Annotated in this window: 23 protein-coding genes and 1 pseudogene; 6 read left to right on the top strand and 18 right to left on the bottom strand. The window is 63.5% G+C overall.

The window, feature by feature from the left end; all coding sequences use genetic code 11:
• The 7 genes from F1002_RS16270 to F1002_RS16240 all read right to left on the bottom strand — a co-directional run bounded on the left by F1002_RS16270 (nucleotide 1) and on the right by F1002_RS16240 (nucleotide 7994).
• The gene (locus F1002_RS16270; RefSeq protein ID WP_150430091.1) at nucleotides 1-462 is read right to left on the bottom strand and encodes a diheme cytochrome c; all 462 of its coding nucleotides are present in this window, start codon (nucleotides 460-462) and stop codon (nucleotides 1-3) included.
• A 1-nt stretch (nucleotide 463) separates the two neighbouring features.
• Entirely contained in the window at nucleotides 464-868 is a 405-nt protein-coding gene (locus F1002_RS16265; protein WP_150430090.1) for a DUF1924 domain-containing protein, read from the bottom strand.
• A gap of 156 nt (nucleotides 869-1024) precedes the next feature.
• The gene (locus F1002_RS16260) at nucleotides 1025-2263 is read right to left on the bottom strand and encodes a TolC family protein (protein WP_150430089.1); all 1239 of its coding nucleotides are present in this window, start codon (nucleotides 2261-2263) and stop codon (nucleotides 1025-1027) included.
• Nucleotides 2260-2562, bottom strand: coding sequence for a DUF3240 family protein (locus tag F1002_RS16255; RefSeq protein ID WP_150430088.1), 303 nt, complete (start codon nucleotides 2560-2562; stop codon nucleotides 2260-2262). Before F1002_RS16255 ends, F1002_RS16260 begins: the two co-directional genes overlap by 4 nt.
• Nucleotides 2555-5641, bottom strand: a complete 3087-nt coding sequence (locus F1002_RS16250) for an efflux RND transporter permease subunit (RefSeq protein ID WP_150430087.1) — start codon at nucleotides 5639-5641, stop codon at nucleotides 2555-2557. The genes F1002_RS16255 and F1002_RS16250 overlap by 8 nt, the downstream gene beginning before the upstream one ends.
• Nucleotides 5641-6717: an efflux RND transporter periplasmic adaptor subunit gene (locus F1002_RS16245; RefSeq protein WP_150430086.1), complete on the bottom strand. Its 1077-nt coding sequence runs from the start codon at nucleotides 6715-6717 to the stop codon at nucleotides 5641-5643. The genes F1002_RS16250 and F1002_RS16245 overlap by 1 nt, the downstream gene beginning before the upstream one ends.
• A gap of 74 nt (nucleotides 6718-6791) precedes the next feature.
• Nucleotides 6792-7994, bottom strand: a complete 1203-nt coding sequence (locus tag F1002_RS16240) for an MFS transporter (RefSeq protein WP_223879641.1) — start codon at nucleotides 7992-7994, stop codon at nucleotides 6792-6794.
• Between the two features lie 155 nt (nucleotides 7995-8149).
• On the opposite strand from F1002_RS16240, the gene F1002_RS16235 reads away from it, so the two are divergent.
• From F1002_RS16235 to F1002_RS16225, 3 genes are all read left to right on the top strand, one after another.
• Nucleotides 8150-8911 (top strand): hypothetical protein, encoded by a 762-nt coding sequence (locus F1002_RS16235; protein WP_150430085.1) that lies wholly within the window; start codon nucleotides 8150-8152, stop codon nucleotides 8909-8911.
• 67 nt (nucleotides 8912-8978) lie between these two features.
• Nucleotides 8979-9788 (top strand): ferredoxin--NADP reductase, encoded by an 810-nt coding sequence (locus F1002_RS16230; protein WP_150430084.1) that lies wholly within the window; start codon nucleotides 8979-8981, stop codon nucleotides 9786-9788.
• On the top strand, nucleotides 9785-9979 hold the full coding sequence (locus F1002_RS16225; protein ID WP_150430083.1) for a hypothetical protein: 195 nt from the start codon (nucleotides 9785-9787) through the stop codon (nucleotides 9977-9979). The genes F1002_RS16230 and F1002_RS16225 overlap by 4 nt, the downstream gene beginning before the upstream one ends.
• A gap of 72 nt (nucleotides 9980-10051) precedes the next feature.
• On the opposite strand, the gene F1002_RS16220 is transcribed toward F1002_RS16225, so the two are convergent.
• Genes F1002_RS16220 through F1002_RS16205 form a run of 4 tightly spaced genes read right to left on the bottom strand, consistent with a single transcriptional unit; the run spans nucleotide 10052 to nucleotide 12546 of the window.
• The gene (locus tag F1002_RS16220) at nucleotides 10052-10621 is read right to left on the bottom strand and encodes a YceI family protein (RefSeq protein ID WP_150430082.1); all 570 of its coding nucleotides are present in this window, start codon (nucleotides 10619-10621) and stop codon (nucleotides 10052-10054) included.
• A 26-nt stretch (nucleotides 10622-10647) separates the two neighbouring features.
• Nucleotides 10648-11199, bottom strand: coding sequence for a YceI family protein (locus tag F1002_RS16215; protein ID WP_150430081.1), 552 nt, complete (start codon nucleotides 11197-11199; stop codon nucleotides 10648-10650).
• A 22-nt stretch (nucleotides 11200-11221) separates the two neighbouring features.
• A complete protein-coding gene (locus F1002_RS16210; RefSeq protein WP_150430080.1) occupies nucleotides 11222-11746 on the bottom strand; it encodes a cytochrome b in 525 nt (174 codons plus the stop codon).
• Entirely contained in the window at nucleotides 11743-12546 is an 804-nt protein-coding gene (locus F1002_RS16205) for a class III extradiol ring-cleavage dioxygenase (protein WP_150430079.1), read from the bottom strand. The genes F1002_RS16210 and F1002_RS16205 overlap by 4 nt, the downstream gene beginning before the upstream one ends.
• A gap of 94 nt (nucleotides 12547-12640) precedes the next feature.
• Here F1002_RS16205 and F1002_RS16200 point away from each other — a divergent pair, with 94 nt between their 5' ends.
• From F1002_RS16200 to F1002_RS16190, 3 genes are all read left to right on the top strand, one after another.
• Nucleotides 12641-13567 carry a LysR family transcriptional regulator gene (locus tag F1002_RS16200; RefSeq protein ID WP_150430078.1) on the top strand — a complete coding sequence of 309 codons (927 nt, stop codon included), beginning with the start codon at nucleotides 12641-12643 and terminating at the stop codon, nucleotides 13565-13567.
• 93 nt (nucleotides 13568-13660) lie between these two features.
• On the top strand, nucleotides 13661-13915 hold the full coding sequence (locus F1002_RS16195) for a GlsB/YeaQ/YmgE family stress response membrane protein (protein ID WP_150430077.1): 255 nt from the start codon (nucleotides 13661-13663) through the stop codon (nucleotides 13913-13915).
• Nucleotides 13912-14583 carry an SIMPL domain-containing protein gene (locus tag F1002_RS16190; protein ID WP_150430076.1) on the top strand — a complete coding sequence of 224 codons (672 nt, stop codon included), beginning with the start codon at nucleotides 13912-13914 and terminating at the stop codon, nucleotides 14581-14583. The genes F1002_RS16195 and F1002_RS16190 overlap by 4 nt, the downstream gene beginning before the upstream one ends.
• Nucleotides 14584-14638: 55 nt before the next feature.
• On the opposite strand, the gene F1002_RS16185 is transcribed toward F1002_RS16190, so the two are convergent.
• The 7 genes and pseudogenes from F1002_RS16185 to F1002_RS16155 form a co-directional block, all read right to left on the bottom strand.
• Complete coding sequence (locus F1002_RS16185; protein ID WP_150430075.1) at nucleotides 14639-16666, bottom strand: TonB-dependent siderophore receptor; 2028 nt, start codon at nucleotides 16664-16666, stop codon at nucleotides 14639-14641.
• Nucleotides 16663-18798 carry an EAL domain-containing protein gene (locus F1002_RS16180; RefSeq protein ID WP_150430074.1) on the bottom strand — a complete coding sequence of 712 codons (2136 nt, stop codon included), beginning with the start codon at nucleotides 18796-18798 and terminating at the stop codon, nucleotides 16663-16665. Before F1002_RS16180 ends, F1002_RS16185 begins: the two co-directional genes overlap by 4 nt.
• A 1-nt stretch (nucleotide 18799) precedes the next feature.
• Entirely contained in the window at nucleotides 18800-21559 is a 2760-nt protein-coding gene (locus F1002_RS16175; protein ID WP_150430073.1) for an ATP-binding protein, read from the bottom strand.
• Nucleotides 21556-22098: a YfiR family protein gene (locus F1002_RS16170; protein WP_150430072.1), complete on the bottom strand. Its 543-nt coding sequence runs from the start codon at nucleotides 22096-22098 to the stop codon at nucleotides 21556-21558. Before F1002_RS16170 ends, F1002_RS16175 begins: the two co-directional genes overlap by 4 nt.
• Before the next feature lie 8 nt (nucleotides 22099-22106).
• Nucleotides 22107-24230, bottom strand: a complete 2124-nt coding sequence (locus F1002_RS16165; RefSeq protein WP_191090438.1) for a TonB-dependent siderophore receptor — start codon at nucleotides 24228-24230, stop codon at nucleotides 22107-22109.
• A 237-nt stretch (nucleotides 24231-24467) separates the two neighbouring features.
• A complete protein-coding gene (gene modC / locus F1002_RS16160) occupies nucleotides 24468-25544 on the bottom strand; it encodes a molybdenum ABC transporter ATP-binding protein (protein WP_150430070.1) in 1077 nt (358 codons plus the stop codon).
• Nucleotides 25541-25909: pseudogene (locus tag F1002_RS16155) on the bottom strand (molybdate ABC transporter permease subunit); the annotation flags it as partial. The gene modC and the pseudogene F1002_RS16155, both read right to left, overlap by 4 nt.
• Nucleotides 25910-26072: the final 163 nt, after the last annotated feature.

The following is a 26072-nucleotide window of genomic DNA, read 5'->3' as shown; positions in this document are numbered from 1 at the left end:
TTACCTCCTTAATTCCCGAATGGCGATGTCGTGCTCGCCGAAATTTCCTGTCGCCGCGCCACGGTGGCAGGCCTCGCAGTTGGCGGCCGATTTGACGCGCGGGTCGCTCCAGAAGCGGGCGGGGACTTCCCGGTGCTTGCGGATGAAGCGTTGGGTTTGCGAAATGCGCGGCGGGTCGCCGGCACTGCCGAGACGTTCCGGCCGGCCGGCGGCGTTCTCGAGAAATGTCCGGATTTCCTGCAATTGCCGCGCATCCAGTGTGGCATCGCTGCCGAAGTGATCGCCCAGTTGGCTCATGATGCGCCGCCAGTGGTCGGCGGCAAGCAACGCAGGGGGGTAGGGAAGGTGGCAGCTGCCGCATTCGCTCTTGTAGCTGGCCGGCGTTCCGCTCGGCAGCGGGAGATTGTCGGCCAGTACGGGAAGGGCAAATCCGAGCCCGAGGATCGTCAACAGTTTTCTCATGTCAGCGCGCCTCGCTCATATAGGCAACGAAATCGGCTTTTTCGGCGGCATTGCAGGCCCGTCCCAGGACTTCCTTGCAGTTGCGGCCAAACCATTTCTCGACCTTGGCCGGATCGCTCAGGCGTTCGCCGTTGGCCGACACCGCGAGCGGGCGTATGGCCTTGCCGGTAACCGCGTGCTGGCCGACGGCAAGCGGATTGTCGGTATGGCAGGCGGTGCAGCCGGGCATTTTGGCGTTGACGTCGAAACGCCGGTGGAAGAAGTCTTTTCCGCGCGCGGCGCTGGCGCTGAAGCCGGGGATCTGGCTGCTGGCTTCCTGAGCGTAGGCCTGGCCGATCTGTTGTGGGGTTCCGGCGTGGCTGAGCAGGCTGGTGCCCGTCAGCAGCAGGATGGCGATGGTTTTCATGCAGGTTCTCCGTGATGGCATGGGAACCAGTCTAGGGGCCTTGCCTTAAGTACCTCTTAGCCCAGGCTTAAAGCACGCTTAACGGCCGCCGGAGGCGGTGGCCGAATCCTGTTGTGCCCCGTATCGGCAGGGTTTCCAGGCGTTCTTCGGTGGCGCTCAGTCGAGATCCCACAGTTGATGCGCGTCGAGCAGCAGGCGGTAGCGCAGTTCGAGGGCATCGAGCTGGAGCAGGCGGGCCGAGAGCTGGGCTTCGTTGGCCAGCCGCCGGGCTGTCAGCAGATCGTTCAGGCTGCCTTCACCCAACTGATAGGCCCGCGCCGTCATGTCGGCAGCCCGGGTCAAGCGTTCGGCGGCCTGGCGCGCCGCCTGCCAGCCCGGTACGGCGGCTTGTGCCGACTGGACCAGGGCGACGGCTTCGGCCACGATTTTCTGGCTGCTGGCGGCCTCGCGGCGGCCGGCCACCTCGGCCTGGGCCAGCGCCGCATCGCTGCTGGCCCGCCGGGCGGTGCCGGATAGCGGAATGCTGACATAGGCGCCGACCACGCGTTCTTCGCCGGCCCGTTCGCGCGAAACATGCAGGCCGACCGTCGGGTCCGGCAGCCGGTCCCGACTGCTGCGCCCGGCCATGATCTGGGCGCGCTGCGCCTCCTGGCGGGCCAGCTGGTATTCGTGGCTGTGTTCGAGCAGGCGGTTGATCCATTCCTCGTCGCTGCCGGGAATCGCCGTCGGCTCGCTCAGGCCGGCCGGGGCAACGATCGGCAGGCCCGGAAAGCGGCGCCGGAGGTCTTCGCCGGCGGTCTGCTGGCGAATGCGGGCCTGGACACGCTGCGCCTCGGCCTGCGCCATGGCTGCCTCGCTCTGGATGGTTTCGATGCGGGCGGCGTCGCCGAGTTGCTGGCGGCGCCCGACCGATCTGGTCTGTTTGTCGAGCAGGGCGACCTGCTCATCCCACTGGCTTGCCGCGGCGCTTTCCTTCAGCCAGCTGAACCAGGCTTTGAGCAGCATGCGGCTGGATTCGTGCAGGGTGTCGCCGTAAGCGGTTTCGGCCAGCGAGACGCCGGCGGCGCCGAGCTCCGCGTCGAGTCCGGCCTTGCCGGGCAGTCGGAAGGGGCGTTCGAGCGCCGCATTCCACTCATTGAAGCGGTCGCTGCTGGCGGCCACGGGACTGACCCGGCGCTGTTGGGCGCCCAGGCGGACCGACCATTCGTAGGCGCCGGCTTCGAGTCGCGTCCGGTTCGCCTCCTCGACGCGGATCTGGCTGGCTGCGGCTTGCACGCCGGGATTGCCGCGCAGGACGCGGGCGACGACTTCGGTGGGTGGCAGGTCGGGGGTCGGCCCGGCGCCCAGGGCGGGGCCGCCGATGCTTGCCAAAAGGAGCAGGGCGACGCGTTTCACAGGTGCCCCGCCGCGATGACCGGGGTGATCCAGAAAAAGATGCTGGCACGGGGCAGCTGGTGCTTGATCAGGGCCAGCACTTCACGCTTGTCCGCCTCGGGGCCGACGGTGCGGATAACGGTGCGCGGTGCATGGCCGGCGACCAGTTCGGCATCCTCGACCAGGGGAATGACGGTGCCATGACCGTCGGCGGCATGGGTCGTGAAGCCGGGAACGAGATCGGGGCGCGACAGGAGCAGGTCTTCGACGTGCCGGGCGATATCGTCGGGCATGATCAGGGTGAGCAGGACATCAGCCATGGGATTTCTCGTTCAGGGAGCGTGCCGGAGCGACACCGAATTGCCGGAACAGGATGGGCAGCAGGATCAGGGTGAGGGCGGTCGAGGTGAGCAGGCCGCCGATGACCACGATGGCCAGCGGGCGTTGCACCTCGGCGCCGGGGCCGCTGGCGAAGAGCATGGGCAGCAGGCCGAAGGCGGCGATGCTGGCGGTCATCATCACCGGGCGCAGCCGGCGCTTGGCTCCTTCGACCACCGCTTCGGCGACGGGCAGGCCGCGCGCCAGCAACTGGTTGAAGTAGCTGACCATCACCACGCCGTTGAGCACGGCGATGCCGAGCAGGGCGATGAAGCCGACCGAAGCCGGCACGGAGAGGTACTCGCCGGCGATCAGCAGGCCGAAAATGCCGCCGATCATGGCGAACGGGATGTTGGAAAGGACCAGGAGCGCCTGGCGCACCGAGCGGAAGGTGGAAAAAAGCAGGAAGAAGATGAGCAACAGGGCGATGGGCACCACGATCATCAGGCGGGCAGCGGCCCGTTGCTGGTTTTCGAACTGGCCGCCCCAGGCCAGGCGGTAGCCCTTGGGCAGCTTGACCTCGCGTTCGACGGCGGCCCGTGCGTCGTCGACAAAACCAACCAGGTCACGGTCGCGGACGTTGGACTGGACGACGACATAGCGCTGGGCATTCTCGCGATCCACCTTGACCGGACCGTCGACGCGCTGGATGCGCGCCACGTCGGCCAGCGGCACGCTGCCGCCGCCGGGCAGCGACAGGCGCAGGGCCTCGAAGTCGGCCGGCGAGCCGCGCAGGCTGGCCGGGCCGCGCAGGACGACGGGCGTGCGCCGTCCCTGTTCGATCACGATGCCGACGGTACGGCCTTCGAGCAGGGCTTTCAGGTCGTTCTGCACATCGTCGACATTGAGTCCGAGGCGGCCGGCGGCCAGGCGGTCGACGGCGACTTTCAGGTATTGCACGCCGTCGTTCTTCAGCGTGAAGGTATCTTCGGCGCCGCGCACCTTCTTGACCGTCGTTTCGATGTCGTGGGCCAGACGGTTCAGCGTCGCCAGTTCGGGGCCGAATATCTTGATCGCCAGGTCGCCGCGCACGCCGGTCAGCATTTCGGAAACACGCATATCGATGGGCTGGGTGAAGGCATAGCCGATACCCGGAAAGTCGGCCATCACGGCGCGCAACTGGTCGGCCAGCCAGGCCGGGTCGGGCTGGCGCCAGGTGGCGCGCGGTTGCAGCACCATGAAGGTGTCGGTCTGGTTGAGGCCCATCGGGTCGAGGCCCAGTTCGTCCGAACCGGCCCTCGCGACAATGGCTTTCACCTCCGGCACCTGTTTCAGGATGGCCTGTTGAACGGCGGTGTCGATGGCGATGGTTTGTTCGAGGCCGATCGATGGCAGTTTTTCCAGCTGCATGATCAGGTCGCCTTCGTCCATGGTCGGCATGAAGCTCTTGCCGAGCCAGCCGAAGGCGCCGACAGCCGCGGCCAGGGCCAGCAGGGCGGCAACGATGTAGGGGCGGCTGCGGGAGAGTACCGAGCTGAGGAGACGATCGTAAGCCGCCGACATCCGGCGCACCAGCCAGGGTTCGTGATGCACGCCGCGCCGGATCAGCGCCGCCGCCAGCACCGGGACCACGATCAGCGACAGTAGCAGCGACGAGGCCAGGGCGAAGACGATGGTCAGCGCGACCGGGCCGAACATCTTGCCCTCCAGTCCCTGCAGCGTGAGCAGCGGCAGGAAGACGAGGATGATGATGACGATGCCCGAGGCCACCGGCGCGGCGACCTCGCGGGCGGCGCGGAAGATCAGGTGCAGCGTCGGCAGGTTTTCCGGGGCGTCGGCCAGCTGGTTCTCGACGTTCTCGACCACGACCACGGCGGCGTCGACCAGCATGCCGATGGCGATGGCCAGGCCGCCAAGGCTCATCAGGTTGGCCGACAGCCCGAACAGGCGCATCAGGATGAAAGTGGCCAGCGCCGACAGCGGCAGCATCAGGGCAACGACCAGGGCGGCGCGCAGGTTGCCGAGAAAGGCCAGAAGCAGCAGGACGACGAGGACGATGGCTTCGAGCAGGGCCTTGGAGACGGTGCCGATGGCCCGGTCGACCAGATTGCTGCGGTCGTAGAACGGCACGATGGTGACGCCGGCCGGCAGGGACGGCGCGATGTCGGCGAGACGCGCCTTGACGCCGGCGACCACCGATTGCGCATTGGCGCCACGCAGGCCGAGAACCAGGCCCTCGACGGCTTCGCCGCGCCCGCTCTGGGAAACCGCGCCGTAGCGGGTGAGGGCGCCGAAGCGCACTTCGGCCACATCGCCGACGCGGACGATGAGGCCATCCCGTGCCTGCAGCACGATGGCGCGCACGTCGTCGAGCTGGCGGATCGCTCCTTCGGCGCGGACCAGCAGCGATTCCTCGCCGTCGTTCAGGCGCCCGGCTCCGTCGTTGCGGTTGTTGGTCTCGAGGACGCTCTGCAGATCCTTCAGCGACAGGCCGCGCGCGGCCAGCAGCCGGGGATTGGGCACCACCTCGAAAGTCCGTACTTCGCCGCCCAGGCTGTTGACGTCCGCGACGCCGGGAATGGTGCGCAGTTGCGGACGGATCACCCAGTCGAGCAGGGCGCGCTTGTCGGCCAGCGGCAGGTCGCCTTCGATGGTGAACATGAACATCTCGCCCAGGGGCGTGGTGATCGGCGCCATGCCCCCGTTAACGCCCGGAGGCAGATTGCCCATGGCGGCCGCCAGCCGCTCGCCGACCTGCTGGCGTGCCCAGTAGATATCGGTGCCGTCGGCGAAGTCGATGGTGATGTCGGTCAGCGCGTACTTGGAAACCGAGCGCAGCAGGCGCTGGTGCGGGATGCCCAGCATCTCCTGTTCGACCGGCACGGCAATCCGCGTCTCGACTTCCTCCGGCGTCATGCCGGGTGCTTTCAGGATGATCTTGACCTGGGTGGTCGATACGTCGGGAAACGCATCGATGGGCAGACCGAGGAAGGCCTCAATCCCGGCACCGATGAGCAGCCCGGTGAGAACCAGAACCAGCAGGCGCTGGGTCAGCGAAAAGCGAATCAGAGCGGCCAGCATCACTCTTTCCCGACGCCGGTCAGCATCGCCTTCAGCGCCGAAACGCCTTTCACGGCCACCCGTTCCTCGGCCTTGACGCCCTCGACCGCGACCGTCTCGCCTCCCTGGCTGAGCACGCGCAGGGCACGCGGCTCGAATCGGGCGCCCTTGTCGTCGCTGGCCACCTGCACGAAGGCGAAAGTCTTCCCATCGTGGCGGAACAGCGCCGAGGCAGGCAGGCGCTCGCCGGCGCTGCCGATCCCGGCCAACTCCACCTCGACGACCTGTCCCGGGGTCAGCGTTTCCGCTCCCTTGGCGACGCTGGCGCGCAGCAGCACGGTCTGGCTCGCGCTGTCCACCGCCCGGCCAATGGCGATCAGCTTGCCGCTGATGTCCGAATTGCCCAGCTTGACCGGCATTCCTTCGCGCAAACCGGCGGCCAGACTCAACGGAGCCTGAATTTCCAGCCACAGCGGCGACAGGCGGGCGATGCGGTAGATCGGGGCCGAGGTGTCGACGCGTTGCCCCAGTTGCACGGCCTGTTCGAGCACGACGCCATCGATCGGTGCGAGCAGCGACAACGGCCCGCCCAGCTTGCCCGGTGCGATGCCGGCCAAGGCCAGGCCCTGCCGCCGTTCGCTGGCTTGCGCCCCGGCCTGGGCAGCGGCGGCGCGTGTGGCCTGCAGCCGCGATTCGGCAATCAGCCCCTCGGCGAACAGTTGCTCGTCGCGCTTCAGGTTCTGCTGCAGCAAGGCCGATTGACTGCCGGCTTGCAGCGCATCGCGCTGCAGTTCAAGTGCCTGTGGGCTGGCCAGCCGGGCGACCTCCTGGCCGCGTTTGACGCGGGTGCCAGGGGCAACGGCGAGCCATTCGATCATGCCGCCGACCGGGGCGGCGACGACCCGCATCTGCTCGTTGGGCACGATAACGCGGGCGGGCAGTCCGCCCGGTCGGCCATCGTCGGCATGACCGACGGCTTGTGTCGCGATGCCGAGCGCCTTCAGCTGGGCTGTCTGCAGGGTCAGCGTTTCGGCAAGGGCGAGCGCAGGGCAGGTGAGGCCCAGCATCAGGCAATACAGGGTAAGTCGGGCGCGCATGACAGGTTCCGGAGTGAGTCGGAAACGAGTCTACCGGTGCCGGATTAAGGCTCCCTTAAGGCACCGTTCGGTTCTCAATCGGTGTTTCGAACCCCGGCTTGCCGGGGGAGCACCCAGCGGGCCATCAACAGTGCGGCGAGCAGGGCGCAGGTGCCGGAAAAGGCGAATGCCAGCCAGCTGGCCACGGATTGCCACAGCCAGCCGAAAGCCAGCGAGGCCGGCAGCAACATGATGCCGGCGGTCAGGTTGAACCAGCCGAAGGCCGTTCCTCGCCGGTCAGACGGCGCCAGATCGGCGACCAGCGCCTTTTCGACGCCTTCGGTGGCGGCCATGAACAGGCCGTAGAAGCCGAAAAGGGCAAACAGCCAGAGGCCCTCCGTAGCCAGGCTGCCGAGCGCGATATAGAAAACGCCATAGGCGAGGTAGCCGCCGACCAGCAGGTGGCGGCGCCCGAAGCGGTCGGAGAGTGCCGACAGGGGCGTGGAAAAAACCGTGGCGACGGCCGAAATGGCAGCCCACAGCAAGGGAATCTGGGCTTCGCCGACACCCAGTTCGCGCGCCCGTAGGAGCAGGAACATGTTCGACGAATTGCCCAGCGTGAACAGCGCGACGACGACGAGGTAGCGACGAAAAACAGGCGGCATGTCGTTCAGGCGCCAGTCGAATGGCCGGTGCTCGGCGGCTTCGTGGGCCGGTTCGCGAATCGCCATGGCCAGCAACAGGCAAAGGATGGCCGGCAGCAGCGACCACAGGAAGACCTCGCGCAGCGCCATGCCGCTGGCCAGAAGGGCCGCCGCGACGAGCGGGCCGACGACGGCGCCGGCGTTGTCCATGGCGCGGTGCAGGCCGAAGGCGAGGCCGCGCTGCTCGGCGGGAACGCTGGCGGCCAGGAGCGCATCGCGCGGCGATGAGCGCAGGCCCTTGCCGATACGGTCGGCAAAACGGATGCAGAGCAGGGCTGGCCAGGCCGTGACGAAGGCGATCAGCGGGCGGGCAAAACCGGCCAGCGCGTAGCCGAAGACGATCCATGGCTTGGCGCGCCGGGTGCGGTCGAGCACCACCCCCGAGAACAGCTTGAGCAGGCTGGCCGTCGCCTCGGCGATACCTTCGATCAGACCCAGCACCCGGGGGCCGGCCATCAGCACGGAGGCCAGGTAGAGCGGGATCAGCGGATACAGCATGTCGCTGGCGGCATCGTTGATCAGGCTGATCAGGCCGATAAACCAGACGGTACGGGGCAGCGAGCGGAGCGTGGCGAGCATGGCGGAAGAGAGCATGCCAGAAGGCGGCTGGCTTGTGTATTTCGGACTCGGCACGATTTTGCGCGTGCCTTGCGGCGCCGGCCGGCCGCTCCGGGCTCCGCTTGGCGTCGCCGTGGATGGCAAGGAAAACCGGGGATGGAGTCGGCAAGACGAACGGGTATCATGCAGCCATGATTTCCGGAAAATTCCTGCCGTTGTTGTTGGCGCTGTTGTCGATGCTTCCGCTGCCCGCCGTGGCCGATGCATCGCGGCCGGGCACGGCGGAGGGTGCCGGCGAGGCTGGCGAGCCGTGGGCATTCAAGCTGACGCCGTCCTACTACGCGACGACCAACCAGCATTCGGCTACTGACCTCAACTTGCGTACTAACAGCGGGGCGCATGCCTTGTGGCTCGGCTATTACCGGCGCGGTACCGAATTCGAGCAGACGCGGGCCGGCTACGAATTCACCCTCGAAGCCGGCTACGCCACGCTCATTCCCTCGCTGCAACTGGCGACCCACGGGTTTGCCGGGACGGCGGTCAGCCTGGAAATCGGCACCTCGGTCTATGCCTTGCTGGGTTACGGCCGGACCAATGCCAGGGACTACTACAACCTGAACTTCGACCCCAACGATTCCATCGTTTATGGGATCGGCACGAGCCTGATTCCGAGCACCCGCCTGGCGCTCTATACGGTCAAGGACAACCGCCTGCACACCGAACAGGCGGTCACCCATCTGGTTGCACGCACGCAGTGGGCGGACCGCCAGCGCCTGACGCTCGACCTTTTCGAAAAAAGCGGCCGGGAGGCCGAGGAGGCGCCGAAGGTTTCTGGCCATGGCGTCGCGCTAACCTACGACTATCGCGACTTCTTCGTGCGCATGGCCCGGGATCACAAGGTCAATTTCTCGTCGGAGAACCAGTCGCGCATCTCGCTCGGGCTGCGTTTCTGACATTGTGCAGCGCAACTCCCCGGGGGCTGCACGGTCGAATTGGCTGAGATACACCGAGGGTTGAACCATGAAGTTTGAAACGAATTTTCGTCCCGGTACGCTGCCGCAGCCAACCGACAAGGCCACGCGGGAGCGTGTGCTGTCGATTCGTCCGTGGTGCGACAAGCTGTTGTCGTTCCGCACCTCGCGCAGCCAAAGTTTTCGTTTCCAGCCGGGGCAGTTCGTCCGGCTCGGCCTGGAAAGCCCGGCCGGCGACGTGGTCTGGCGGCCCTTCTCGATGGTTTCTGCCAGCTACGACGAGTACCTGGAGTTTTTCTCCATTCTGGTTCCCGACGGCGCGTTCTCCAACCGCCTCGCCCGGCTCGGTCCGGACGATCCGATTTACGTCGAAAAAGCGCCCTACGGTTATCTGACGACCAGCCGGTTCGTGGGCGGCCGGGATTTGTGGCTGCTGGCCAGCGGCACCGGGCTGGCGCCGTTCCTGTCCATCCTGCGCGACCCCGAGGTTTGGGCGCAATACGAAAACCTCGTCCTAGCCTACAGCGTCCGCCAGGCGCAGGAACTGGCCTATCAGGAAGAGATTGCCGCGCTGACGAGCGATATGCTGTTCGTCGGCGAAAAGGCACGGCTGCACTATGTTCCCATCGTGACCCGCGAGGCGCTTCCCGGTAGCCTCGGGCAGCGGCTGACCACGCTGCTGGGCGACGGATCGCTGGAAGGGCGGGTCGGTTTGCCCCTCGACCAGGCGCGCTCGCGATTGCTGATCTGTGGCAATCCGCAGATGCTGGACGACGTGCGCGGCATCCTGCAGACACGCGGCCTGCGCCCCGACCGCAGCCGCGAGCCGGGCAACTTCGCCAGCGAGAACTACTGGTGAAAGCATCCAACGACGAACCGACGCCGGGTGCCATTTACCTGGTCGAGCTGTGCAGCGGCGAACGGCGCCCCTGGCGATATTTCGGCCCGCCCGGGGCAGAGAACCCGCGCTGGCAGGATGTTGAGACGGCCTGCGAATTCGGCGAAGCGAGCGTACTGTACGTGTGGAAAATTATCCGGCGGCTGGACTGAGGGGGGCTTGCCGGCACACCATAAAAAACGCCGGCCAGGTGGCCGGCGTTCCGTGACGCGGTAAGACCTCGCTTATTCTTTGATTGCTTCGATCGCCACGTCGATGCGCACTTCGTCGCCGACGTAGGGTGCGTATTTGCCGGCGTTGAATTCGGAGCGCTTGACCACGGTCCAGGCGTTGGCGCCGATGGCGTCCTTCTTCAGCATCGGGTGCGGCATGGCCTGGAAGGAGGTAACGGTCAGCGTGACCGGTTTGGTGACGCCCTTGAGTGTCAGGTTGCCTTCGACCTTGACCGGCTTGTCGCCTTCGAAGATGACCTTGGTGGATTTGAAATGGGCGGTCGGGTACTTGGCGGTGTCGAGGAAATCCTCGCCCTGGATGTGTTCGTCGAAGGTGGCGTAGCCGGTATCGACCGACTTGGTGTCGATGGTGATGTCGACCGAACCGGTCTTGGCGGCCTTGTCGAAGACGACCTTGCCGCTGTTTTTGTTGAAGCGCGACAGCTGGGTCGAGTAGCCGAAGTGGCTGTACGAGAAGCGCGAGAAGGTGTGGGTGCTGTCGGCGACGAAGGTTTCCGGCGCGGCGAAGGCAGGGGCGGCGGCTGCGATAGCCAGGGCGAGGGTGGCGAGTTGTTTCTTCATGGTGATTTCTCCGTGTGAGATTGGGGTTACTTGCTGGTGGCGGTGATGCGGAACTTGATTACGACGTCGTTGGCGACGATGTCGAACTTGGCCCACGTGCCTTCGCCGATGGAAAAGTCGGCGCGGCGGATGATGAAGCTGCCGTCGAAGACACCGGTGTTGCCCTGGGTCGTGAAGGTGGCGGGGACGACGACATCCTGCGTCTTGCCCTTGATGCTCAGTTGACCGGCGACTTCATACTTGTTGCCGCCAAGCGGCTTGACGGTGCCGGAGACGAACCTGGCGGTCGGGAAGGCCTTGGTGTTGAACCACGGCTTGCCGGCGACTTCCTGGTCGCCTTCCGGCGCGCCGGTGTCGACGCTGGCCAGTTCGACATCGAAGGTAGCCTTGGCGGCAGCCGGCTTGGCCGGGTCGAAATTCAGCTGGCTGGCGAATTTCTTGAACTTGCCATCGACGGCGACGCCCATCTGCTTGTAGGTGAAGTTGATGGCGCTCTTGTCCGGCTGGACCTGGGTATATTCGACCGCCTGGGCCGAAAAGGCGCCGGCCAGGGCGAAGGCGAGGATGATTTTTTTCATGTCGGTTCTCCGTGAGGTGGGATCAGTGCTTGGGCAGCATCCGGGTCAGGATGTCGTCCTTGTCGATGAAATGGTGCTTCAGCGCGGCGCCGATGTGACCGGCGAGCACGGCGACGAAGAGGAGGTTCAGGCTCTTGTGCACCAGGGCCAGCAGGTCGCCGATTTCCTTGTTCTTGTCGAGCAGGTCGGGGATGGGCAGCACGCCGAAATAGACGGTCTGGAAACCCTTGGCCGAGCTCATCAGCCAGCCGGACAGCGGGATGGCGATCATCAGCAGATAAAGCATCAGGTGGCCGGCGTGGGCGGCGAACTGCATGATCTTCGGCATGCTGTCGGGCAGGGCCGGCGGGCGGTGCGCGATGCGCCAGGTCAGGCGGAGGGCGACGAGCAGGAAGGCGGTGACGCCGGCCCACTTATGCCAGGAATAGAGCTTCAGCTTGTCCGGCGACAGCGGCAGGTCGTGCATGTAGAAGCCGAGTGCCAGCAGGCCGAAGAGCAGGATGGCCATCAGCCAGTGCAGGACCTTGGCGGTCTTGGTGTAGTTCATGCGGGTTCTCCTTGCTCGAAGGCATAGGCATCCATGGCGATCACGTAATCGTCGATGCCGGCATGGAATCGTTGGCTGCGCGGATGGTCGCCGCCGGCTCCCAGTGCGACATGAAAGGGCAGCAGATGTTCCTCGCTGGGGTGCGCCTGCATGCCGTCCGGCGCCTGGCGGCGGTAGTCGAGCAGGGCCGGCACGTCGTCGGCAGCGACCCGTCCGGCCAGCCAGTCGGCAAATTCGCGGACGTAAGCCGGTGTTTTACCCCCGTCTTGCCAGGCCTTCTGATAGTCGCGCAGGTTGTGGGTAATGCTGCCCGAACCGACGATCAGGAATCCTCGTGCCGCCAGCGGGGCGAGGGCGCGACCGAGCCGGAAGGCTTCTGCCGGGCCGCCGCGGCTCTGCACCGAGAGCGGGACGACGGGTACTTCGGCGTCGGGGAACATCAGGCGCAACGGTACCCAGGCGCCGTGGTCCAAGCCCCGGGTGGCATCGGTGGCGACGGGCAGGCCGGCCGTCTCCAGGGCGGCAACCACTTCGCGCGAGGCTTCGGGGCAGCCGGTGGCCGGGTAGCGGATGGCATACAGCGCCTCCGGGAAGCCCCAAAAGTCGTGGATGGTTTCCAGTTTCTCGGCAAAGCCGACGGTCGGTACATCGGTATCCCAGTGCGCGCTGACGATGACGATGGCGCGCGGCAAAGGCAACGTGGCCGCCTTGGCGACCAGCGCGGCGCCGGCAGCCCCCGGGCGCAGCGCAAAGGTGGGTGCGCCGTGCGGGACGAAGAGAGCGGGTTGGATGGGGTTCATGACATCACTCCGTTTGCGATGGACGTACTGTATGCTCGTTTTTTGGTGCTAAATAGGGGACAATTGGCAAATAACTATTCTCGAATTGGCAACAATGGACCGTCTCGATGCGATGCAGCTGTTTGTGCGGGTGGCCGAGTTGGGTAGCTTCGCGGCCGCCGCTCAGCGGATCGGCGTTGCCCGTTCGGTGGTGACCCGCCAGATTGCCGGCCTGGAGTCGCATCTGGGCATCAAGTTGATGGTGCGCAGCACCCGGCGACTGGCGCTGACTTCGGCCGGTACGGCGTATCTGGAAAAATGCCGGGTCATCCTGAATCTGGTCGAATCCGCCGAAACGGGGGTGGCCGAAGAGCGGCAGATGCCGCGCGGCAATATCCGCCTTGGCGTGCCCCTCAGTTTTGGCCTGAAGCGCCTGGCCCCGGTGTTGCTCGAATTTGCCCGGCGCTATCCGGAAGTGAAGTTGGACATGGATTTCAGCGACCAGCGAGTCAACCTGATCAAGGAGGGCATCGATCTGTCCATTCGCGTCACCCGGCGTCTCGAGCCGGGCGATGTCGCACGCCGGATCGGCAGCAGCCGCCTGATGCTCCTGGCCGCACCCGATTACCTGGCAAGGCACGGGACGCCGCAGCATCCCGCCGAATTGGCGCGGCACCTGTGTCTTGGCTATACCAATGCAGGCAATGCCATCGTCTGGCAGTTTTCGGTGAATGGCCAGTTCGAAAACTTTCCCGTCCGCAGTTGCCTCGATGCCAATAACGGCGATGTTCTGGCCGAAGCGGCGGCGCAGGGGATGGGGATTACCTGCCATCCCGATTTTGTTGCCGAGAGTTTTCTCGCCAGTGGCCGCCTGGTCGAGATACTGCGGGAATATCCGGGGCCGGAACTGGGCATCTACGCCATGCTGCCCAGCAATCGGCACGTACCGCATCGGGTGAGGGTGCTCATGGATACGCTCGCTGAGCAACTGACGCGGCGGCTGGATGGAAACAATTCTTTACGCAGCGACGACAACCACTGAAATGACCGCACGTTAATATGAGCGGAGGGTGTCATGCCCTTTCGGCAGACAACCTGCTGTTTCCGGTACATCCAACTGAAAAGGAAGGCCTCAATGGGTATCGTGTGGACCATACTGGTCGGCTTCGTGATTGGCGTCGTCGCCAAGCTGCTGCATCCCGGCAAGGAAAACATGGGTTTCCTCGCCACCATCCTGCTTGGTGTGGGCGGTTCGTTCCTGGCCGGCATCATCGGGCAGGGCATGGGCTGGTATCAGGCTGGGCAGGGAGCCGGATTCATTGCGTCGCTCGTGGTGGCGATTATCCTGCTGGTCATCTACGGCCGCTTCCGTGACAAGGGAATCCAATGAAAAAGAAACTGCTTGCCCTGTGGGCCATGAGCCTTGCCGCAACCGCCCAGGCGGGTGCCTTGATTGATCTGTCCGCGGACTCCAGCCGGCCCGCCGCGAACGACATGGTGCGCGCCAGCGTGTTCAGCGAAGCCAGCGGCAGCAATCCGGCCGAACTGGCACGGCGGGTCAATGGCGATATTGCCGAGGCGCTCAAGGTCATTCGCGAAAGAAAGGGCGTCAACGTCAAGAGCGGCAGCCAGTCGACCTATCCGGTTTACACCCAGTCCCGCAAGATCGATGGCTGGCGGATGCGTAGCGAACTGCTGATCGAATCGAAGGACTTCGCTGCCGTTTCCGATCTGCTGGGGCGTCTGCAGCAGATGCGCCTGGCGGTTGGCGACATCAGCCAGATGCCTTCGCCGGAAACGCGGCATCAAGCCGAAGACGAGGCCATGCGCGAGGCCATACGCGCCTTCCAGAACCGTGCCGCGCTGATCGCCGATACCTTGGGCAAGAGCTGGAAGATCAAGCAGATGAACATCAACCAGGGGGGCGGCATGCCGCCTACGCCGGTGTTTCGTGGCAAGGCCGTCATGATGGCGGCTGAGGCTGCACCGGCGCCGCTGGAAGCGGGAGAAAGCCTGGTGACCACCCATGTCAGCGGGCAGATCGAACTGGCCGACTGATTGCCCTGACGGGCCGGCGAACCTTGGTGCGTCGTCGGCTCGCGGTTCGTTTCGTTCAGAAATGCAGGGTGGTGTGCAGCATGACGGTGCGCCCGAATTGCGGCATTTGCCAGCGGCGGACGCCCATGATCTGGTCGCTGGATACCGGGTCGGCATAGCGCCGGTCAAACAGGTTGTAGAGTCCGAGCGCGACGTCCCAGCGTTCGCCTGACGGGGCGTAGCGCAGGTTCAGGTTGGTCAGCAGGTAGGGAGGAAGCGACTGATTGCCCATGTCGGCGCTACGGCGGCTGATCCACTGGCCTTCAAGTCCCGCCATCAGATGGGGAAGACCGGTTGGCAGGCCGATATTGGCTTTGACCATGTGGCGCGGCGAGTTGTCGAAATGGCGCGTTTCGTCGGTGGCGTGCTGGATGCCGTAGCCGGTGCGCAAGTGGCTCCCGTTGTCCCAGCGTTGCTCGTATTCGACTTCCAGACCGATTGCCCGGACCGGGGAGCCGTTGATGGTCAGCAGGTTTTCATCCGTCGTGACCATCCGGGTTATATCGAAATGGTAGGCCGTGGCTGTCAGCTTCGACTTTGGGTTGAAACGCTTTTCCCAGGCGATTTCCAGGGAACGTATCTTTTCCGGTTCCAGGGCGAGGTTGCTATAGGGGAAGCTCGGTACCGTGTAGTAGCGTTCGTAAACGGTAGGTACGCGGAATGCCGTGCCATAAAGGATTTTGAACAATCCCGCGGTTCGTGTTTCGTGGGTCAGCCCGATACGCGGGCTCCAGAACGAAGCGGCTTGCCCTTGTGTATCGACGCGGTCGTGGCTGATCCCCAGCGTGAGCAGGGTAGCGTCGCCGATCTGAATCTCGTCCTGTGCGGTGAGGGAAATTTGCGTGCTTCTCCGGCGATCGTCGAGGCAGGGCATTGCGGTGCCGCTATCGACACAGCCGTAGCCCCGGGCATGGTTTAGCTGGTTCTGGCGCCAGTTCGATTTGTACTCGATACCCAACGTAATCCGCTGGCCGGACCAGGCGGTATTCACCAGCCGGTTCTCGATGCCCCACCAGCTGCCGTGCGCGCTATCGATGTCCATGACGCGGGGGTCGGCAATCGCGGTGTTCGAGTAGTCGTAGGGGAAAGCACCGTCGTAACGATAGTCGCCCAGATAAAACTGCTGGTGCAGGGTGTTGCTTGTGTTGAGCCGCCACTTCTTGCTCAGGTTGAGCAGGGTGTAGGTGTCCGTTTCTGTGTGGCCCCGGTCGTCGGCAAGGGTGTCGTAGCTGGCGGTGGGAACGATCTTTTCGCGCTGCGCATGGATCAGCGACAGATGCCAGTCATCGCCCCGGATTTTTGCGAACAGTTGCCCGCCTTCCTGGCCGTCTACGCGGTGCAGGTCGCGGCGCGAGCCGTCGCCGTTGACATCGTCGACCGAGAGCGTCCGGCCATGGGCTCCGAAGCCGGACACCGAGAGCAGCACATCGTGACCGCCGACCAGGCCGCCCCAACTCAGGCGCAGCCGGCGGTCTGCGCCGCTGCCGATCTTGAGCGAGGCTTCGGTTCCGACGTTGCTGCCGCTGCGGGTCACCACGTTGATGACGCCGAACATGGCGTCGCCACCGTAGATCGCCGCACTGGGGCCACGGATGACCTCGATGCGCTCGATCAGGCCGATATCGAGCGGGAAGGTCGAGTCGACCGGTGCGCTGGCGAAGATGTTCTCGGTGATTGATTGGCCGTCGATCAGCGTCTGCATGCGCGGGCGGTAGTCTCCGGGCTGCGAGATGCCACGCACACCGCCGTAGGCATAGGTGTGGTCATTGGTGACCGTGAATCCCTGCAGGCTGCGCAGCGCGTCGCCCAGCGTCCGCCAACCGTAAAGCCGAATGTCGTCGGCGGTGAGTATGGAAACGACCGAGGGGATCTGGTCCGGGTTTTCGGCAAATTTGGGCGTCGAGACGATGCGGACCTTGAGCAGATCCTCAAGCGAATTGTCGATGGCATCGATGGCGCCCCAGGCCGGGGTACCCAGCGCGAATCCCACGCTCAGCAACGCGAAGGAAAGGATATGACCGGGACGGATATTCCCGAACGTCATTCGGTATTGTCGACCGGCGCGGGTGAAGTCGGCACCGGCTTGAAGGCGAGGAATTCCTCAACCGGCATCGGCCGTGCGAACAGGAATCCCTGGAAGGTATCGCAACCGATATCGCGCAACAACGAGGCTTGCCGCTCCGTTTCTACGCCTTCGGCAACAACCGTCAGGCCCAGGGCGTGGCCCAGGGTGATGATCGCATGCACGAGTGCGCGCTCGCGGCTATCGTTTTCGAGGTCGACGACGAAGGAGCGGTCGATCTTGATTTCGTCGATGCTGAAGCGGTTCAGGTAGCCGAGCGACGAGAATCCCGTTCCGAAATCGTCGAGCGAGACGTGGATGCCACGCTGTCGCAGCTGGGCGATGACATTCTGGGCGGTATCGGCGTTCTGCATCAGAACGCTTTCGGTCAGCTCGATGACCAGCGACTCCGGCGGAATGCCGGTGCGGTTGAGTTGTTCGTCGATGAACTGGATGAGGGAGCGTTCGAAAATGCTGTCGGCCGACAGGTTGATGCTGATCCGTCCCGGCTTCATGCCCCAGGAGTGCCAGTCGGCGATCAGGTCGCAGACATGGGCGATCAGCCATTCGCTGATCGGATGGATCAGACCGGTTTCCTCGGCCAGGGGAATGAACTCGCCTGGCGAAATGATACCCAGTTCGGGGTGCTTCCAGCGCAGCAGGACTTCGGCACCCGTCAGTTCGCCTGTACGGGCGCAGAGCTTGGGCTGGAAATACGGCTGCAGTTGGCCGCCCTGTTCGATGGCGGCGCGCAGATGGCGTTCCAGCATCATGCGATGACTGGCGGCACGGTCATGCTGCGGGTCGAAGAAACTCACGCTGGCGCCGCCGCTGGCGGATGCCTGGGTGGCGACCAGCATGGCCTGGCGCATCAGTTCCGGAATGGCATCGGAATGTTCCGGGTAATCGGCGATGCCGATGAAGACCTTGATCAGGACTTCCTCATCTTGCAGCAGCAAGGGGCGCTGCATGATTTCGACGACTTGCCCCGAGAAGCATTGCACCCGCTCTTTCGACATATTCCCCGGCAGTGCGGCAATCAGGGCATGCTCGTCGTAGCGTGCCAGCTTCACTTGTTGAATGCATTCAAGATCGGCGCCGCAGCAACATCCCGGGGCTTCGAGCAAGCCCTTGAGGCGGCCGGCCAGCGCGCGGATGCTGGCATCGGCGATCTCCTGACCAAGGACGGTCTGCACGTCGCGAAGGTTGGCCAGATGAATGAAGATGACCGACAGCGGGTGTTTGCCCGACAATTCAGCCTCGCGCTCGAGCAGTTCGACCAGGCGGGCGCGGTTGTTCAGCCCGGTGACCGCATCGTGCCAGGCAAGGTCGCGAATCCTTTCCTCCTGCGTGACGCGTTCGGTAATGTCCTGGGTGAATCCTTCGGCACCAATGTAGCGGTGGCGTTCGTCGAAGCGGGGAAAACCGCGTTCGTGGACATGTTGCCAGGTATTGCTGTCGACCACGTTGCGCAGGCGGTAGTCGATCTGGTACGGGCGCCCCATGCACAATTCGGCGCGCTGGCGCAGCAGCAGGGTGCGGTCCTCGCGATGCACACGGGCCATCAGACGCTTGTCGGGGAACGGCAGCTGGCTGGCACCGATGATTTCAAGGTACTCCCGCGAGGCGCGAATGATGTTGCCTTCGGTGTCGGTCGTCCAGTTGCCGAGACGGGCGATCTGCTGGGTGTTGATCAGCGTCGCCTGGCTGTCGTACAGCTCGCGGATGGCCGAGGCGGAGCGCAGCAGGTAGCGGATGCGGTGCGGCATCAGCGGGATGTTCAGTGGCTTGGTGATGAAGTCCGTGGCGCCGCAGCGGTAGGCTTCGTCAATGGATTTCTGGTCGTCGAGCGCGGTGAGCATGATGATCGGCAGGTGTTCGAGCCGATGTTTGCGGCGCAGGATGCGGCAAGCTTCGAAGCCGTTCATGCCGGGCATCAGCACGTCGAGCAGGATCAGGCTGGGAAGGTAGCCTTCGCTGATCATCAGGATGGCCTGTTCGGCTGAGCTGGCCGTGCTGACTTCGAATTCATGCTGTGCCAGCACCGATTCGGTGATGGTGCGCATGACCGGTTCGTCATCGACGATCAGGATGCGGGGTTTGATGTTGTCCACTTTATTGCCCCTTTTTCTGGTTGAGTTCTTCCAGAAGTTTTTCGGCAGCGGAGCGGACCAGCACGAATTCCGAAACGATGTCCGGCAGCAGGCTCAGGAGCTTGTCCGATTGCTGGCTGCGGGCTGCCTGTTCGGCTGCCTTGCAGCGTGCCGAGAAATCCATCAGGCCGAGCGCCGCACTTGAGCTTTTCAGGTTATGCACGATGCGGGTGATGCGCTCGAGATCGAAGTCGCTACCCAGATTCGACAGCACCTCGATATGGGCCATGCCTTCCCGCAAGTATGAGTTCACCACATTCGGGATGATGCGGTCGGCCTCCTTGCCAAGGCTGTTGCGCAGTTCGCCGAAATCAAAGCTGGGCATCGCGGCCTCCTTGTGGTCGTCCTTCGGCGATTGCGCGGGGAGAGCTTCCGTCGCTTCGATTTCTTCAGCCGGCTCGTTGCCGATGCGGGTCGCCGGCAACCAGCGCAGCATCGCTGTACTGATGCCGCCGATGGTGACCGGCTTGGCGACGTAATCGTCCATGCCTGCCTGCAGACACATCTCGCGGTCGCCGGCGAGCGCATTGGCCGTCAAGGCGATGATTTTCTGTCGCGGCCGGTTTTCGGCGGCTTCCTGTTCGCGGATGTGGCGGGTTGCCGTCAGGCCGTCCATGACCGGCATCTGGACATCCATCAGGACCATGTCGAATGAGCGCTGGCGCAGGATATCCAGCGCCTCTTGTCCGTTGATCGCATGGCTGGTCTGACAACCCAGGGTGTTCAGGATCTGTTCGAGGATCAGGCGGTTTGTGTCGTTGTCTTCGACCATCAGCACCTCGGCACCGAAATGCAAGGCGCCGCCGGCTTGTGCCGTCTCTTCCTCGTCCTCTTCGGTCAGGCTCCACATCTGGGCCAGTTCGGTCCAGAGCGCCAGGTCGCCGAAGGGTTCGCTCAATTCGCCCTCGATCCACTCCGGCATCGGCAGAATTTGCCCTTCCGGGTTGGCAACGCCGCGTACGATCAATGCCGGTGCTGTCGGCCAGGTGTCGCGCAGTTTGAGGATGGTGCGCAAATCGGTGTTGTCTTCGAGCAGGATGGTATCGGTATTGAAACTGTCTGATGCCGACGGGTCCTGGCCCATATCCGAGGTGGAAATGGCGTTGATGCCGGCCCAGCGCAACAGATTCAGCCAGTGCTGGTTGCGTGCCTCGTTGTTGCAGGAAACGACAACATTCCTGCCGCGCAGGCCGGGCATCCATTCCGGTAGCCTGCGGGCTTCTCCGCCGGCACCCAGCAGCGGAAGCGTGATCGAGAACACGGATCCCTGGCCGGGTGTGCTGGTGACCGTGATCCGGCCGCCCATCAGCTGGATGAGGTCATGCACGATGGCCAGTCCCAGTCCGCTGCCGCCGAAGCGGCGGCTCATGCTGTTATCGGCCTGGCGGAAGGGAGAGAAAATGTCGCATTGCGCGGCTTCGCTGATGCCGATGCCGGTGTCCAGAACATCGATGCTCAACTGCTGTTTGCCGCTGTCCGTGGTGTGCCGGCAGGATATGCGAATCCCGCCGTTGCTGGTAAATTTGATCGCGTTGTTGAGCAGGTTGGTGATGATCTGGCCGAGGCGGTATTTGTCGCCGAGGATGTAGTCCGGCAGGTTCGGGTCGATGTCGAACCACAGTTCCAGCCCTTTCTTGCGCGCAGCGGGCGCGAAGGCATGGGCGACCTGGCCGATCACGTCGCGGAACGGGAAGGGGAGTTTTTCGAGCTGCAGGCCACCGGCTTCGATACGCGAGAAATCGAGAATGTCGTTGAGCAGGAAGAGCAGCGAGTCGGCCGAGCCGCGCAGGGTTGCCAACTGGCTTTGTTGATGGGCGCTGAGCTTGCCGGCGGCAAGCAGGTCGGCAACCCCGATGATGCCGTTCATCGGTGTGCGGATTTCGTGGCTCATGTTGGCGAGGAAGGCACTCTTGGCGCGGTTGGCACCTTCCGCCGCCTCTTTGGCCAGAACCAGTTCCTGGGTTCGCCGATTGACTTTTTCCTCGAGATGCTCGCGGTATTGCTCCAATGCCTCTTCACGGCTGTCGATTTCGACGAGCATGGTGTTGAAGGCATCGGCCAGTTGTCCGATTTCATCGTTGGAGTGCTTGGTCGCCCGCTCGCTGAAGTTCTTGCTGCCGGCAATCCGGTTGGCGGTGTCGGTCAGCGACCCCAGAGCGGAGAGCAGGGAACGTTGCATCCGGTTGGCGATCAGCAGGGCCAGCGCGAAGGCGACCAGCGAGGCCGCGGCAAAGGCGGCCAGATCGGTTGTGATTTCATGCCAGACGCTGCCCAGGCTTGCGGTCAGGGAAACCGTCCCGATGACCCTGTCGTTCATGGTGATCGGCACAATGCTGGTCACATGCTTCCAGTCGGCAACCGTTCCCGAGTTGGCGGCAAGCGTGCTCAGGCGGTGGGTTTCGGCGGGCGAGGTGGAGCCCGGGAGCAGGTAGGCGTAGGTAAAACTGCTGTCGGTATTGGTCATCCGGCCGACCACGATGTCCGGGTGCCGGGACAGGGCCGCAAACAGGCGTTCGGCGCCGGAAGCGTCCTGGAACTCGACGACTGCCGTGGCGTTGAAGGCGATCACCTCGGCCATCGAGCGGAGTTCGGTCAGCTTGGCTGAGCGCCGGTGTTCGGTCTGTCGAGCGGCGAAGAACAGCGCGGTACACAGCAGGCTGATGCCGATCGATACAGTGATGATCAGCGCCAATCGGCGGCGGATGGGCAGATCATGCTTCATCGAGCTGCTCCGGTAACTTGGCGGGCGAGGCGTAGCATTTGCGAACTCGCTTTCAGGTTGGCGCGACCGATCGCGTCGGCATTGACATCGAATTGCAGGCGTCCGTCGTTGCGGATCAGGGCAATGGCGCCACCGTCGCGAACGAAGGTTTCAACATCGCTGACGGTGAGTATGGGTTGCCGGTCAACCCAGCGCAAGATGGCGCCGATACGCGCTTCCTCAGTGTCCGGAATGAACAGCACCTGGCAATCGGTCAACTGGTCTGGCGTGCTCACCTTGCGGATGCGAAGTTCGCGTCCGATGATCTGGCGTCCTTCGTAACTGGCCAGGTACGGGCCAAGGCTGTCGCGCCCAAACAGGCAGATGCTGACAGTGCTGCGGGTGCCCGGCCATTCCACGTACTTGAGGAAATTGACCAGGTAGGCTGCCTTGAGTTGCGACTCCGATGTGATCTCGCCGAATGTCGACGGCATCGCCAGCACCAGGCCAAGGGCCAGTGCCAGCTGAGCAGCGATTCGACGAAAGGCGCGAGGCAGCATGTGAGGTGTCAGAAAGTCCAGCGTGTGCTGACCAGCCAGGTACGCGGGATTTCTGTCGCGGTGGTCGGGATGTAGTCGGAAATGTATTCGACCCGGTTCGCACCGATCAGGTTGCGGCCGATCAGTGCGAATTCGAGATCCTTGTTCCAGCGATAGGCATAGCGCAAATCAACGGTGACATAGCCACCTACCGTATCGAATCGCGGCGAACCCGTCGCGTTGGGGACCGTGTCGACCAGCTTGACGCGTTGGTAGCCGCTGGAGCCGCGCAACCACAGATCGAACTGTTGGTTGCTGGCGATATTCCATTGCGAGCGGAGCGATGCGACGTGGCGCGGATGGGCGCGCTCGGTAATCTCGGCGTCCTCGTTGACGATGGGGTCGCTGCTGCGGTCCATCTTCAAGGTGCTCCAGGCATACGACAGTTGCAGGCGCCAGGAGGGCATTGGCAACCAGTCGGCGGATAACTCGATGCCGTTATTCCAGCCCGCGCCTTCATTGACCGTTTGGGTCAGATTGAACATCGCCAGGGTTCCGGGAAATGCCGTGGGGATGCCGAAGTAATTACAAGCCGTTGTGTTCTGCCCTGGCAAGAAGGCGCTGCAACTGAATTGCCCTGTTTGGGAACCGGTGCGCAGGTTCGTATGCCGGTAGCGATAGGTGCTGAGGTCGGCGCTGAAGGTATTGGAGAACTGTTTGCGGTATCCCAACTCCAGGCCGCGCGACATCTCGGGGCCGAGATTGCCATTGGCATTCACGTAGCTAATCACCGGGATGGCAAACCCTGAGCTTTGGACGACCATCGCGCTACCAACAATCGAGATGTCGCGTTCGGCACGCACCGAGGTGCGGGGAGCCTGCGCCAGTTTCAGCCAGGCCGAGTCGGTGCGGGTCGGCGTCCACATCATGGTGGCGTTTGCGGAATAGTTCGTGCCGTTGTGGCTGCTGTTGTCAGCACGTGCCCCCAAGCCCAGTTTCAGGGTGTCGGCTATGAGCTGCCATTCGTCGTGGATGAATATGCCGGTATTGCGCTGGGTGTAGGACGTGCCGTTGATCGAAATATAGGGCGGGTTGGGCGATATCTCGTCTGTCGACGATTGGTGGTTGAAGCCCCAGATCAGGTCGTGACGGTCAAAGGCGCGCCGCCCCTGATAGTCGAGGTCGTAAGTCGTCCGGCTCTCGTGGATGAAGTTCGTGATCTCCATGCCGGAGTTGGTCACCGACATCTGGAGCGACGATTCGACACCCCAGTCGCTCAACCAGCGGTAGCGGCCAACCAGGCTCTGGCTGCTCATTTCCTGTGTCGGGTAGTACGACGAAACACGCAGCCCGGGTTGGCTCCAGTCAGGTTTTGTCCGCCAGATATCGCCGGTTTGGGTGCGCGTGGCATTGGCCCAGATGCTCAGGTCGCGACCCCCACCCAAGGCATGGTCGAGTCGGAAATCGATCAGCGAATTGTCGAGTCGGTCGCGTGCGTTTTCCGGATAATCGTGTTGGCGGGAATTGTCGATATGACGACCCTGGGCGGAAAGTCGCCAGCTGGTACTGTCGTTGACGATCTGTCCGAAGCGGGCGTAAAGATGGCCGTTTCCCCGGGTGCCTCCGGTCATGCTGACGGTCGTGCCGGCCTGGCTGCGCGTCGGCTTGCTGATGATGTTGATCAGGCCGTTGACCGCATTCGCTCCCCACATGACGGCGCCGGCTCCGCGAATGACCTCGATACGCTCGATGTCCTCAAGCGGAATGGGGTCGAGTTCCCAAATCACCCCCGCGAACAACGGGTGATAGATGCTGCGGCCGTCGATCAGGACCTGCAGCTTGGTTGCGAATCGTCCGTTGAAACTACGTGCCGTGACGGCGTAACGGCCATTGTCGATCTGTGCGACCTGGATGCCGGGCACCATGCGCAATACGTCAGGCAGGGCCTGGGCACCTGAGCGCCGGATGTCTTCGGCGGAAATGACGAAAGCGGCTGCGGCGACATCGGAAATGCTCTGGCTTTTGCGTGATACCGAGGTGATGTCGGTTTTGACGAGTTCTTCGAGACTCATGTCATCGATAAAAGGGTCAGCGGCCTGACTGTTCGTCGAAAAGATCGAAAGCAGGGCCATCAACACACCTGTATATCTCATTGTCATTTCCAATGTGCGATCTATCACAAGTATTATTTTTGTTATTTTATAGGCTCGAATATGATTCTCACCTTGCCAGTTTGATAATGCAAGTCGGGTTGGCTAAAAACCGATGAGATTATTCATAAATATATGAAATATTGCGTCTTGGTTTCATTTGCCGTTTCGCATCCTCGGGTGAAGAGGGAGGGCTCGATGCACATGGCGGGAGAGGGCGGTGCCCGGCCTGCCGAGCGCTCAGCCGAGCAGGGCGACCGCCTTGATCTGGGCGCGCAGGACGAGGCCGGGTCGTATATCGAGTTTTTCGGCGGATCGTCGGGTGATGCGTGCGAGCAAGGGTTCGCTTCCCGCCTGCAGTTTGACCATGATGTGGCCGGGGGTGTCGGTTGGCGCCAGGGCGACTACGGTAGCGGTCACACAGTTCAGGATGCTGGACTGCATTTGCGGCACCAGCGCCAGGCTGACATCACGGGCGTGAATGCGGCAGCGCAGCGGCGTACCGATAGCTTCGCTGCGGCGGGACACGAAGATTGGGCCACCCGAAAATTCAAGGCGTGTAAGGTCGTCGGCCTCATGGTCAGCAATGCGGGCGTTGATAACGACGCCGGCATCGTCGGCAAAGGCTGCCGGCAGGTCGAGGCGCCCGAGTACGTCATTGAGCGGGCCGCTGGCGACAGCCCGGCCATTCTCCAGTAGAACCAGGTGGTCGGCCAGACGGGCCACTTCATCCGGGGCGTGGCTGACGTAGATGACGGGAATATCCAGGTCGCGGTGCAGGCGTTCGAGGTAGGGGAGGATTTCTTGCTTGCGCCGGAGATCGAGCGCGGCCAGCGGTTCGTCCATCAACAAGATTCTGGGCGCCGCCAGCAAGGCGCGGGCGATGGCCACTCGCTGGCGTTCTCCCCCCGACAACTGCTGCGGTGAACGTTCGAGTAGATGGGCGATGCCGAGCAGGTCGGCGACTTCGGAGAGGGTCAGGGCACTGCTGCCGCGTGTCCGCCGTTGGCCGAATTCCATGTTTCCTCGCACCGACAGGTGGGGGAACAAGCCGGCCTCCTGAAAAACGACGCCAAGGGCGCGCCGGTGCGGTGGCAGGAAATGGCCGCGCGTTTCGTCCTGCCATACTTCCTCGCCAAGGGAGAAGTAGCCTTTGGCTGCCCGTTCCAGCCCGGCCATCGCGCGCAGACAGGTGGTCTTTCCCGAGCCGGAATGGCCGAACAGAGCGGTCACGCCTTGCCCGGGCAGGGTCAGGTCGACATCGAGTGAAAACCCGGCCCGTTCGACGCGAAAGCGTGCTCTGATTTCACCGCTCATGGCGCGCTCCGGCGTGCCGGGTTGAAGGTGTACAAAGCCATCAACACCAGGAAGCTGAACAGGACCATGCCACCGGACAGCCAGTGGGCCTGGGTATATTCCAAGGCCTCGACGTGATCGTATATCTGTACCGACACGACGCGGGTCTTATCCGGAATGTTGCCGCCTATCATCAGTACGATGCCGAATTCACCCACGGTATGGGCAAAACCGAGAATGGCGCCGGTCAGGAAACCTGGCTTGGCGAGCGGCACCGCGACTGACCAGAAGGTATCCCAGTGGCTTGCGCGCAGCGTGGCGGCTACTTCCAGCGGGCCGTCGCCGATGGCTTCGAAGGCATTCTGTATGGGCTGCACGACGAAGGTACTCCCGTGTACTTGCGGAAATACGCTAACTCCCGCGTTGATGCTTTATTGACAAAGGAAGGGGCTAGTACCTATTCGTGAAACTTCATAGCTTTGGAGTTCTAGTTGTGCGTAGTTGCGTCGCTGCAAGGGATTTTTGTTGTATTTGCGCAAATAAAATCTA

It is taken from the genome of Dechloromonas sp. CZR5 (assembly GCF_008711155.1).
Taxonomy (GTDB): domain Bacteria; phylum Pseudomonadota; class Gammaproteobacteria; order Burkholderiales; family Rhodocyclaceae; genus Azonexus.
Note: the sequence above shows the minus strand (reverse complement) of the source record. Positions and strands in the feature narration are given on the sequence as shown.

Bases quoted from the DNA above. Each gene is read 5' to 3' on its own strand.
- F1002_RS16265 (WP_150430090.1), bottom strand. From the start codon at position 868: ATGAAAACCATCGCCATCCTGCTGCTGACGGGCACCAGCCTGCTCAGC.
- F1002_RS16245 (WP_150430086.1), bottom strand. From the start codon at position 6,717: ATGCGCGCCCGACTTACCCTGTATTGCCTGATGCTGGGCCTCACCTGC.
- F1002_RS16210 (WP_150430080.1), bottom strand. From the start codon at position 11,746: ATGAACTACACCAAGACCGCCAAGGTCCTGCACTGGCTGATGGCCATC.
- F1002_RS16220 (WP_150430082.1), bottom strand. From the start codon at position 10,621: ATGAAGAAACAACTCGCCACCCTCGCCCTGGCTATCGCAGCCGCCGCC.
- F1002_RS16200 (WP_150430078.1), top strand. From the start codon at position 12,641: ATGGACCGTCTCGATGCGATGCAGCTGTTTGTGCGGGTGGCCGAGTTG.
- F1002_RS16215 (WP_150430081.1), bottom strand. From the start codon at position 11,199: ATGAAAAAAATCATCCTCGCCTTCGCCCTGGCCGGCGCCTTTTCGGCC.
- F1002_RS16255 (WP_150430088.1), bottom strand. From the start codon at position 2,562: ATGGCTGATGTCCTGCTCACCCTGATCATGCCCGACGATATCGCCCGG.
- F1002_RS16205 (WP_150430079.1), bottom strand. From the start codon at position 12,546: ATGAACCCCATCCAACCCGCTCTCTTCGTCCCGCACGGCGCACCCACC.
- F1002_RS16230 (WP_150430084.1), top strand. From the start codon at position 8,979: ATGAAGTTTGAAACGAATTTTCGTCCCGGTACGCTGCCGCAGCCAACC.
- F1002_RS16235 (WP_150430085.1), top strand. From the start codon at position 8,150: ATGATTTCCGGAAAATTCCTGCCGTTGTTGTTGGCGCTGTTGTCGATG.
- F1002_RS16175 (WP_150430073.1), bottom strand. From the start codon at position 21,559: ATGAAGCATGATCTGCCCATCCGCCGCCGATTGGCGCTGATCATCACT.
- F1002_RS16195 (WP_150430077.1), top strand. From the start codon at position 13,661: ATGGGTATCGTGTGGACCATACTGGTCGGCTTCGTGATTGGCGTCGTC.
- F1002_RS16250 (WP_150430087.1), bottom strand. From the start codon at position 5,641: ATGCTGGCCGCTCTGATTCGCTTTTCGCTGACCCAGCGCCTGCTGGTT.
- F1002_RS16270 (WP_150430091.1), bottom strand. From the start codon at position 462: ATGAGAAAACTGTTGACGATCCTCGGGCTCGGATTTGCCCTTCCCGTA.
- modC (WP_150430070.1), bottom strand. From the start codon at position 25,544: ATGAGCGGTGAAATCAGAGCACGCTTTCGCGTCGAACGGGCCGGGTTT.
- F1002_RS16240 (WP_223879641.1), bottom strand. From the start codon at position 7,994: ATGCTCTCTTCCGCCATGCTCGCCACGCTCCGCTCGCTGCCCCGTACC.
- F1002_RS16170 (WP_150430072.1), bottom strand. From the start codon at position 22,098: ATGCTGCCTCGCGCCTTTCGTCGAATCGCTGCTCAGCTGGCACTGGCC.
- F1002_RS16165 (WP_191090438.1), bottom strand. From the start codon at position 24,230: ATGAGATATACAGGTGTGTTGATGGCCCTGCTTTCGATCTTTTCGACG.
- F1002_RS16185 (WP_150430075.1), bottom strand. From the start codon at position 16,666: ATGACGTTCGGGAATATCCGTCCCGGTCATATCCTTTCCTTCGCGTTG.
- F1002_RS16190 (WP_150430076.1), top strand. From the start codon at position 13,912: ATGAAAAAGAAACTGCTTGCCCTGTGGGCCATGAGCCTTGCCGCAACC.